At 33.3% G+C, this 234-nt stretch carries 1 protein-coding gene; it reads left to right on the forward strand.

What is annotated here, in order from left to right:
* The coding region (locus B2U95_RS06650) for a DUF5117 domain-containing protein (protein WP_296314027.1) at window positions 1–234 on the forward strand (234 nt) is incomplete at both ends.

A 234-nucleotide genomic window follows, 5' to 3' on the forward strand; every position in this document is an offset into this window, starting at 1 on the left:
AACAAGTTGTTACTTATGCAACCAAATTTAAAATATCGAGCAAATACGGATAATGCTTTAGAGCGAAAGAGTATAGAGCAAGCTTTCGCGCAGTCTGTTTTATTCGGCTTTAAAATTTTATCTAAAAAAGGAGAAGATTACATCATAGATTTAACGCCATTTTTAATGGAAGATGCGCATGGTGTTTCAAATCGCTTAAAAAAAAGCAAGGAAGGCACTTATAAAATTGATGCC

It is taken from the genome of Winogradskyella sp. UBA3174 (assembly GCF_002364335.1).
GTDB lineage: Bacteria > Bacteroidota > Bacteroidia > Flavobacteriales > Flavobacteriaceae > Winogradskyella.